The organism is Mesorhizobium sp. M7A.T.Ca.US.000.02.2.1, from assembly GCF_003996995.1.
GTDB lineage: Bacteria > Pseudomonadota > Alphaproteobacteria > Rhizobiales > Rhizobiaceae > Mesorhizobium.
In genome coordinates, this window is sequence record NZ_RZTT01000702.1 from 1 (window position 1) to 1805 (window position 1805).

Below are 1805 nucleotides of genomic sequence, written 5' to 3' on the forward strand. Positions count from 1 at the left end.
CCCGGCATCGGCCATCAAACGCGCCACTTCGGCGACGCGGCGGATGTTCTCGACGCGATCGGCGTCGGTGAAACCAAGATCGCGGTTGAGACCGTGACGGACGTTGTCGCCGTCCAGGATATAAGTGTGGCGGCCGGTGGCGAACAGCTTCTTTTCGAACAGGTTGGCGATGGTCGATTTGCCGGACCCCGACAGCCCGGTGAACCAGAACACGGCGGGCCGCTGGTTCTTCATGTCGGCGCGCACGCGCTTGGCGACATCGAGCGACTGCCAATGGATGTTTTCGGCGCGGCGCAACGAGTGCAGGATCATGCCGGCGCCGACCGTGGCGTTGGTGATGCGGTCGATCAGGATGAAGGCGCCGGTGGTGCGGTTTTCCGCGAAGGGATCAAAGGCGATCGGCGTCCGCGTCGAAATGTTGCAGATGCCGACTTCGTTCATTTCGAGCGACTTTGCCGCTTCATGGGCAAAGTCATTGACGTTGATCCGATATTTCAGGTCGGTGACGGTGGCGCTGGTCTGGTCGGTCTCGGTGCGCAGGATGTAAGAGCGGCCTGGTAGCAACGCATGCTCGTCGAACCAGACGATGTTGGCGGCGAACTGGTCGGCAACCTGCGGCCGTGCGGCCGGCGAAACCAGCATGTTGCCGCGCGAGATTTCGACTTCGTCATCGAGGACGAGCGTGACGGCCTGGCCGGCGGCCGCTTGGGCGAGATCGCCGCCATATGAGACGATCCGCTTGACGCGCGAGGATTTGCCGGACTTGGCGACAACGACCTCGTCGCCGGGCGCAACCGAGCCGGAGGCGACCGTGCCGGCAAAGCCGCGAAAGTCGAGATTGGGACGATTGACATACTGGACAGGGAAACGAAACGGCAGTTCGACCATCGCTTCGTCGACCGACACGGTTTCGAGATGCTCTATCAGCGTCGGGCCGGAATACCATTCCATGCTTTCCGACCGGCGGCTGACATTGTCGCCATAACGGGCCGACATCGGGATCGGCACAATGGTCTGGAAGCCGAGATCGCGCGAGAATTGCCCGTAGTCTTCGACGATCCGGTCGAAAATCGCCTGATCGAAATCGACAAGATCGATCTTGTTGACGGCCAGCACGACGTGGCGGATGCCGAGCAGCGAGGCGATGATCGAATGCCGCCTTGTCTGGCGAAGCACACCCTGCCGGGCATCGATCAGCACGATCGCCAGGTCGGCGGTCGAGGCGCCGGTGGCCATGTTGCGGGTGTATTGCTCGTGGCCAGGTGTGTCGGCAACGATGAATTTGCGTTTCGGCGTGGCGAAGAAGCGGTAGGCGACGTCGATGGTGATGCCTTGCTCGCGCTCGGCCTCCAGACCGTCGACCAGCAGCGCGAAATCGATGTCGTCGCCCGTCGTGCCATGCTTGCGCGAATCGCGTTCGAGCGCGGCGAGCTGGTCCTCGAAAATCTGCTTGGTGTCGGACAGCAGGCGCCCGATCAGCGTCGACTTGCCGTCATCGACCGAGCCGCAGGTCAGGAAGCGCAGCAGCGACTTCTTCTCCTGCGCAGCCAGATAGTCGCGAACGCCGTCGGTGGGGGCGAGGCTCTTTGCCATGATGTGGCGCATGGTCAAAAGTACCCCTCGCGCTTCTTCTTTTCCATCGAGCCGGCTTCATCGCGGTCGATCAGGCGACCCTGCCGTTCGGACGTGCGTGCCGTCAGCATTTCGCCGACGATGGCTTCCAGCGTGTCGGCATCCGATTCGATGGCGCCGGTCAGCGGATAGCAGCCAAGCGTGCGGAACCGCACCAGCCTGTTCTCCACCGT

At 62.6% G+C, this 1805-nt stretch carries 1 protein-coding gene and 1 pseudogene; both read right to left on the reverse strand.

Features of this window, described 5'->3' with window-relative positions; all coding sequences use genetic code 11:
- Positions 1 to 1605, reverse strand: a 1605-nt coding sequence (cysN, locus tag EOD15_RS33750) for a sulfate adenylyltransferase subunit CysN (RefSeq protein ID WP_185929152.1), incomplete at its 3' end; no start/stop codon positions are given.
- Between the two features lie 2 nt (positions 1606 to 1607).
- Positions 1608 to 1805: pseudogene (locus tag EOD15_RS33755) on the reverse strand (sulfate adenylyltransferase small subunit); the annotation flags it as partial.